The 8,086-nt window shown below is 57.8% G+C and carries 4 protein-coding genes; 2 read left to right on the top strand and 2 right to left on the bottom strand.

What is annotated here, in order from left to right; translation table 11 throughout:
* Nucleotides 1-883 (bottom strand): FAD-binding oxidoreductase (locus V6C16_RS05215; protein ID WP_333542846.1); only part of this gene is annotated, 883 nt, incomplete at its 3' end.
* A 1,199-nt stretch (nt 884-2,082) separates the two neighbouring features.
* A complete protein-coding gene (locus tag V6C16_RS05210) occupies nt 2,083-2,574 on the bottom strand; it encodes a helix-turn-helix domain-containing protein (protein WP_333536050.1) in 492 nt (163 codons plus the stop codon).
* A gap of 333 nt (nt 2,575-2,907) precedes the next feature.
* On the opposite strand from V6C16_RS05210, the gene V6C16_RS05205 reads away from it, so the two are divergent.
* On the top strand, nt 2,908-7,710 hold the full coding sequence (locus V6C16_RS05205; protein WP_333542845.1) for an autotransporter domain-containing protein: 4,803 nt from the start codon (nt 2,908-2,910) through the stop codon (nt 7,708-7,710).
* Between the two features lie 166 nt (nt 7,711-7,876).
* On the top strand, nt 7,877-8,086 hold a 210-nt coding region (locus V6C16_RS05200; RefSeq protein ID WP_333542844.1), incomplete at its 3' end, for a hypothetical protein.

Genomic DNA, 8,086 nt, shown 5'->3' with positions numbered 1-8,086 from the left:
CTTCGGCATCGTCCGCGACCTGGGCGGGGTGGCCGTCCACTTCGATGAGCAGAATGGCCCCGGCCTCGCGCGGCAGACCGGCCTTGGTGAAGTCGTCCACGCGCACGATGGTGTTGTTGTCCAGAAGTTCCAGCGTACAGGGCACGACGTGAGCGGCAATAATGCCCGCCACGGCTTCGGCGGCATCCTGCACGTTTTCAAACACGGCCATGAGCGCCTTGGAAGCCTTCGGCGGAGGTACAAGCTTGAGAATGGCCTGGGAGATAATGCCCAGCGTGCCTTCGGACTGCACCATCATACCGGCCAGATTGTACCCGGTAACGCACTTGACAGTGCGCGAGCCGGACTTGACCATCTCGCCGGTGGCGTCAAAAAACTCGATACCCATGAGGTAATCTTTGGTAACGCCGTACTTGAGGCCGCGCAGGCCGCCGGCGTTTTCAGCAATGTTGCCGCCGATGGTCGACACAGCCTGCGAACCCGGGTCCGGAGGATAGAACAGATTTTTCTTCGCCACTTCGGCGGCGAACTGGGCAGTGATGACGCCCGGCTCCACCACGGCGTAAAGGTCGTCGGAATTGATCTCGAGAATGCGGTTAAGCCCGGTGGTCAGGATAACCACAGAGTCGGAGCTGTCGGGAATGGTGCCGCCGGAAAGGTTGGTTCCCGCGCCGCGCACGGTCATGGGCAGACCGTTGTCATACAGCTTCTTGACACATGCACCCAACTGCTCGGCAGAGGTGGGGCGCAGCACAAGAGCAGGAACCACGGGGGTCAGCACTGCCGAGTCATACGAGTAGCTCTGCCGGTCAGCTTCGGAGCTGAACACGTTTTCCTTGCCGATGAGGTCTTCAAAATCCCTGATCAACGCCTGGCTTGCCATGTGGCCTCCTTAAGAACATCTGTAATGGTGGAGGGCGCAGCCCGCGCGCCCCACGCGCCAGCCCGGACATGCCGGGCACATGTGCGGCCGGTCACCCGGCCGGTCAGCTTTTCTACAAGAATAAAGTCATATATCTGCGATTGCCAGCCTTGCATAGGGGATAAGCCCAAAAACTTTGGTATCACTATCAGACCTCGACGCTGCCCTTTGCATTTTCCCCAAAACAAGTTCGCGAAAAATCAGCACCAACTGAAAATAAAAACTCTTGGGCAGAAAAAAGAAAGAGAAAAATTTCACTTCTCCGAGGCGCGGCGGGCCTGGAACATATTAGCCTTGAAATGGATATTCCCAAAGGTAAGGACGCGCCCACTTCAACGCTTAACTGCGCGGATAAACTGGGCCTGCTCCGGCAGCGTCCTGAGGCAGTGTCAAAGCAAAATTACGCTGATGAGGCTTCCGGTTGTGGCGTGGCCCAAGGCGCGTCAGCCAAGGCAGGCCCATGAGGCAGACCCGCAAGGCAGCAAAAAAATGACCATCCCGCAACGCGGGGCAGACGGAACGCCCCGCTGACGCCACCGCCGTCCGGCGCAACAGAGCGTCATGGGAGCACGGCCGAACAGTTCAGGCATGAAAAAGCGGGATGCTCAAACCCCAGTATGCGCTGGTCCGCGCCACCGAGCCTGCGCCACAAAGGCACAAGCGCGGCCTGTTACGGGCTTGCGCGCCGGGGCGGTCATCATAAAGCTTGCAGCAGCTTTTCTTGAACTCCGTACACGACAGATAAGACCGACGGCCGCCGCCGTCAATGCGGCCGACAGGCTAGAGCATTTTAACTTTGAAAAAGTGCACATGCTCTGGACAGTGTCGTCACGAGATGAATTTGCTTGGTATATCAAGGAGAACGAGCCTTTTATGCAGGGAGTGTACTCTTATGGTACTCGACCGGAATAAAAGGCGAAGTTCGACGCAGAGATACCGGGAAAGGCGCTCGTGACGACACTGTCTAACGCTGCACGAAAGTGCAGCGCGCCACAATGTGGCGTGGATTCAGCCGAAAATCGCATTTTTCGGCTGAATGAAAACTTTGAAATGTGAAGCATTTCAAAGTTAATCTGCTCTAAAGAGCACTGAAAAACGCGGCCGTGCGCGAAAGAGATGCCGCACAAGCCGCGCAGTCCACGCAACCGCAGTGAATTGCCCTAACCCCTGGCTTTCATGCGCGCCAGGCGGGCGTTGAGCAGACTGTTTTCTTTCCAGAGCTGCCTGTTTTCCTCACTCAGTTCCCTGCGTTCATCTTCCAGGCGTTCAAGGCGTTCTTCGAGCCTGCGGCAACGCGCGCATTCCTGCTGGAGCATTTTTCCGTTCTGAACGAACGCAATTCCACTCTGAGACAAGGGGGCATGCGCGGCGACCCCCAAAATTTCTGGCAGGGGCAGCGCGCTGCCAGCCGGTATCTTTCCCGGCGCAACAGCCTCTTCTTCAGGAACAGCGGGCGTTCCTGTACCCAAAAGAAGCCATTGGACCGAAATTCCGGTCTCCTGACAAATTTTTAGCAAAATATCGCTGTTTGGCAGATTTTCATCACGCTCATATCCGCCAAGCGATCCCTTGCTGATGCCGATCTTTGCTGCAAAAACTTCCTGCGACAATGCTCCTCGCGCGAAACGGATGCGAGATCCAAGCGTTTTCATAAGTAATACTATCCCAATGCCCAATCAACTCCGCACCGTCCTGTAAGATCAAAATATTGCTCAAAATCTGAACAGATAGATGAAATTTTAATTCATAATCAATATTCAGGTTGAAATAGCTGAGATTTTGATCTAATAATGCAGTTGGGCGGTTAAGGTTCACGTTTTAGCAGACCAACCATATCCGCCTAATCCGGGGAAAGCAATATTTTCAGCGGCACCATTCACGGATTGCTTTCCCCGTCCCATGCAGAGGACAGGCCGCTTTTACGGCCTTTACAGAGGACAGGCCGGCCTTGAGGCCCTGATGGTCAATTTTTAAGGAGGAAGCACATGATTTTGTCCAAAAACGCGGTTGGTAACCTGATTAACAGGTATAAGGCGGTATTGGGGAAATGCCGCCTGCTCAATGCTTTTGGTTCTCTGGCCCTGGCGGCGGCCCTTACCCTGGGCAGCGCCGGGCTGGCTGTGGCGGACCCGAATCCTCAAGAACCGGGCTACTGGACGGGTGACGTGACTGTTGACACCTCGATAGTCGTGAATACACCTTTCACGGAAGCCCCAGAGGGCAAGAACATCACGGCGACCTCCATCACCCTTGGTGAAGGCGGCAGCCTGACGCTGAAAGACGGTGCGCGGCTTATCAATGGGGTACCCGGAACAGATGGCGATGCCCCTGGCTACCTTGACTTCAAAATGACCGGCGGCGACCTGACTCTTGGCGGCGGCTCTTATGATGACGGCATCAATGCCAGCATCAATGCCAGAAGCGTGGATATCAGCGGCGGCACAGTGAACATCACGGGCAAGACTAGTGCCACCAACTGGTACCAGGCCGCTCAGATAGGCGGTTACCGCGGCCTGACGGTCAGCGGCGGCATCGTTAACATGAACAGCTATTCCCAGCTGTTCGGCGGCGGCGAAACAGGCCTGCAGATTACCGGCGGCACCATCAATATGTTGGGAACGTCTTCTGGCCCAGACATACAAAATACTGCCGCCCACATCATGTTCGGCGGCACCAGCAACAACCAAATTGCCGATAGCGCCCATATCGTAGTGGGAAGTGCCGATGGTTCTACCCCTGGCTACGGCGTAATGACCACGGGCGGCGGCGTCACGATGAGTGGTGGTGCTCTGGACGTGAACAATGGCGCGCTGCTGCTGCAACCCGACACCAACGGCAATACAGGATCCGAAGCCCTCGTGTATAACGGCTCCGCCACCAGCAGCTTCAACCAGACCGGCGGCACGGTTGCCGTGGCCGAAAACGGCAAGCTTATTCTGGGCAAGGGCATGACCTATACTCTGGGTGAAGGTGGTGATTTGGAGCTCAACGGCGGCACCATCCAGCTCAACAACGGTACGCACATGTACCTTAAAAAAGGTGAGCTGACCGGAAGCGGCGGCAATTTCGTTGTCAACGGCAGTCCAAGCGATGGGTACAGCCACCTTGTGTTCAGCTCGGAGAATTTCGCCACGGCCGTGCTCGGAGGGAGTCTGTCCATCAACGGCGGCTTTGTAAGCGCGGGCGACGAGGCCACACTGGATGCAGATCAGTTTGTAGCCAGCGCTTCAAGTGCCGGAGAGATATTCTTTGGCGCAACCAATAGCGGCAACCTGTACGCCGAAGTCATGACCATCAATACCGCTGGAACAATTGATACCTTCAACAAAGGGGTACTGACCAGCGATACCCTGAACATCAAATCTGCCTCCGACTCTGTGGGTGTGAAAAATACCACGTTGAGCCTCACCGGCAAGAATTCCATACTTACGGTGACGAAAGGCGACGACGCGGACGCCACGCTCAACCTTGATAATAACAGTTCCCTGCTCATCGGCGCGGACCCGAACCTCTATAGTGGGCCCAAAACCGCCACCATCAACGCGGCTGTCAACGTGAACGACGGCTTTCTTATGGTTGGCTACGACAACAACAGCGGCCGTACAGATGCCGCCACAGCCACGTTCACCAAGGATGTGACCGTAGGCAATGCGAACGCTGGCACCCTGCTCGTGACGAAAGGCAGCATCATGTCTATGGATGAGGGCACAACGCTGGATATCCGCCATGCCAATGCCACGGTCAATGGAACGCTGGACGTAACAGCGACGGGCAGCGCACTCAAAACCACCGTCACTAACGGCGTCCTCACCGTGAAACTGGGCGGACGGCTCAACGCCACAAGTGACAGCCTGGGCATTACTGGCACCGCATCGACGAACATCGGGAAAAGCCTCACGGTCGAAGGCGGCGGCACGCTCAAGGTCGATAACCTTGGGACGTTGACGCTTACCGATCTCGGCACCCTCAAAGGGAACTTGATGGGCGGCAGCGGCCTGTTTGACGTGGGCAGTGCCACTATTACTGACATTGATGCCACAGACGGCATCGTGGCCTATGGCGACGTAAGCAGCCTTGGCAACACCACCAACGATACCCTGCGCAACGCCACGGTTACGAGTGTCACTGGCACCCTCTCCGGGGCCTATGCCGGGGTGGAGCTTGATAATACTTTTACAAGCGACCTTGTTGCTACCAACACCACCCTGCAACTTACCGGAGCCAATGGCGGCAACATTGTAAGCGATAGCAATGGGGATGCAGCTGACGTCAGCGTGGGCGTAACCGGAACCCTTGTGCTTGGCGATGCTGGCAGCAACAACAGCGGCACTGTGGGCGACGTGACCTTTACTGGTGCCGGCAGCCTTCTGGCCGTGGGCAATGGCAGTGGCGCCTTTACCGTGGGTGACATCACTGGTGTTAGCAGCACCATTACTGCCAGCGGCGCTACTCTCAATGCCGATACAATTAGTGTAAACGCCGTTACCGCCAACAACGGCAGCATTGGCGCTGTGGGTGATATTACCCTTACCGGCGCAGCCAGCGTCACCGACGGCAACCTTGGGGCTGGTGGAGACATCTCTGCCGCCAGCCTGACCGCCACCAACGGCAGTATTGGGGCTGGTGGAGACATCTCTGCCGCCAGCCTGACCGCCACCAACGGCAGTATTGGCGCTGGTGGAGACATCTCTGCCGCCAGCCTGACCGCCACCAACGGCAGTATTGGCGCTGTGGGTGATATTACCCTTACCGGCGCAGCCAACGTCACCGACGGCAGCCTGGTATCTCAGGGCGACATCACTGCCACTGGCGGCGTAAACGCCGAAAACAGCAGCCTTGTAGCTGAAAGCCTTACTGTGGGCGCTGACTCCCGTTTCACTGACGGCGCGCAGGTCAATGTGGGCAGTCTGACCGGAGCCTCGGGCAAAACCATCACCGTGGGTAACGCCACTGATACGAAGTCCACCAGTCTGGTGGCGGGAAACCTCACCCTTGGCGGCGGCAGCCTGCTCATTGACCCTGACTGGGAGGCTGACGGCCCCAGCTATGTTGTGGTCGGTGGTATGCTTGGCAATGAGATCGACGGCAACGTGGGCGTGGGGCAAAACTCTCTGCTGACCATCGGCACCCTCGACAAGGGCTGGCTGGCAGAACAGGTCAATGCGGTCACCAACGGCGCGGGGCTTATCCCCGGCGGCGTCACTGCCGCTCTTGGCATCACAAAACCCCAGATGCTGGGTGATGGCTTTAGCATTGTGGTGGATGGTGGACTGGACAATGCGGCACTCCCTGGTAAGTTCGCCCTCAACAAAGCCACCTTTGCCCCCAATTCCCTTCTGGTGGTCACTGCCGACGCAGCCTCTGGCCCTAACGGCGCGCTCAACACCAAGAATGCCGCCGGCCAAGCCAACATTGCCGCCAACGCAAAACTGCGCATCACTGGCGCCAAGGTGGGCGGGCAGTACACCGTGCTTGGCGACAATATAACAACCGATAATAACGGAACAGGCTGGACAGGTTCCAACTTCAGCACCGATTCCCGCATGATCAACGGCTCGTTTAATGCCGCCACCGGCGTGCTGAGCACGGGGCTCAATTCCGCCGCCAACGTCTACCCCAAGCTTGACGGCGACCTTGTAAAGGTGCTGGACAATGCCTACACCGCCGACCAGGTGGGTCCCGCCCATGTGGACTCCGACGTGAAGGGCGTGCGCTTCCTGTCCCGCGCCACCAGCGACAACTTCATCGGCGGCAACGCCGACCTGGCCGCCAAAACCATTGAAAGCGCCGCCCGCATAGCCGTGGCCGGTGCAGTGCCGCAAATGACCATGGCCGCCAGCAACGCGGCTGGCGCGGCCATTACCCAGCGTACCAGCATCGCCCAGCCCGACGGCAACGGCATGCAGTCCGTTTCGCTCGACAAGACCGACGGCGTGAACAAAAAGGGCATGGCCCTGTGGATCATGCCCCTGTACCAGAGCCAGAACGCCTGGAGCATGGAAGCCGGCAACAACTATGACCTCAAGTGGCACGGCGGCCTTGGCGGCGTGGCCCTTGGCGGCGACTATACCTTTGATAACGCCCTGCGCGCGGGCATCGCCTTCAATATCGGCGGCGGCTATGCCGAAGGCGAAGGCGATCTGGCAAAAACCACCAACAGCTTCAACTTCTGGGGCCTTGGCGCTTACGCCGGGTGGGCAGTGGAAAACTTCGGCCTCACTGCCGACGTCAACTACACCAGCACCTATAACAAGGTGAAGCAGGAACTGCCCGGAGCCATGCAGATGCGCGACCTCAAGAGCGACATCACGGCATACGCCCTGAGCACCGGCCTGCGCGCCGAATACAAGCTCAATACCCAGTATGTGGACATCATCCCCCACCTGGGCGTGCGCTACATGTATGTGAACACCAATTCCTATGACGTGAAGAGCAACGGCACCGTCATGCACGGGGACGAGATGAACCAGAACATCTGGACATTCCCCATCGGCGTGACCTTCAGCAAGCAGGTTGAAACCGGCAGCGGCTGGTATGTGAAGCCCAGCCTTGACCTCGGCGTCATTCCCGCCACCGGCGACATTGAGGCCAAGAGCAAGATCCGCTTCACCGGCACCGGAACCAAGGCCGAACTGGACACCCATACCATGGACTACATGAGCTATACGGGCGGACTTGGCCTTGACTTCGGCAATGACAACCTGAGCCTCGGCGTGAACTACAACATACAGGCATCTGAACACAGCACCTCGCACGGCGTGTTCGGTACTGTCCGTTACGAGTTCTAGACACTGTCCAAGCCAGAGTAAAACCAAAGTACAACCATCCGGCGCGGGGCGGCTTACGCCGCCCCGCCTGCATTTGCAAACACCACAAGCGCCCATACGGCTTGTGCGGCCGTCCGCGCCCTGCCCTTCCTTGGGCGCGGACGGCTTTTTCCTTCAAGGTACATTTATGACAAAACAAATACGTTTTGCAGCCCTGGGGCTGCTCTGCATTTTTCTGACGGGATGCCTTAATTTCGATGATCCGCCCAAAGTCGGAGTTGTGGATGTGGACCGCGTGCTACGCGATTCCCGCGCGGCCCAAGCCGCCGCCAGGCATCTTGATGCCGTTCGCCAGCGCCTGAACGCGGGCTGGAGCGAAGTGCAAAAAGCCTACGAC

Origin of the sequence: Desulfovibrio sp. 1188_IL3213, from assembly GCF_036763145.1 — a bacterium.
In the GTDB taxonomy this organism is placed as follows: Bacteria; Desulfobacterota; Desulfovibrionia; order Desulfovibrionales; family Desulfovibrionaceae; genus Desulfovibrio.
The sequence above is the reverse complement of the archived record's forward strand: the minus strand, read 5'-3'. Positions and strand labels throughout refer to the sequence as shown.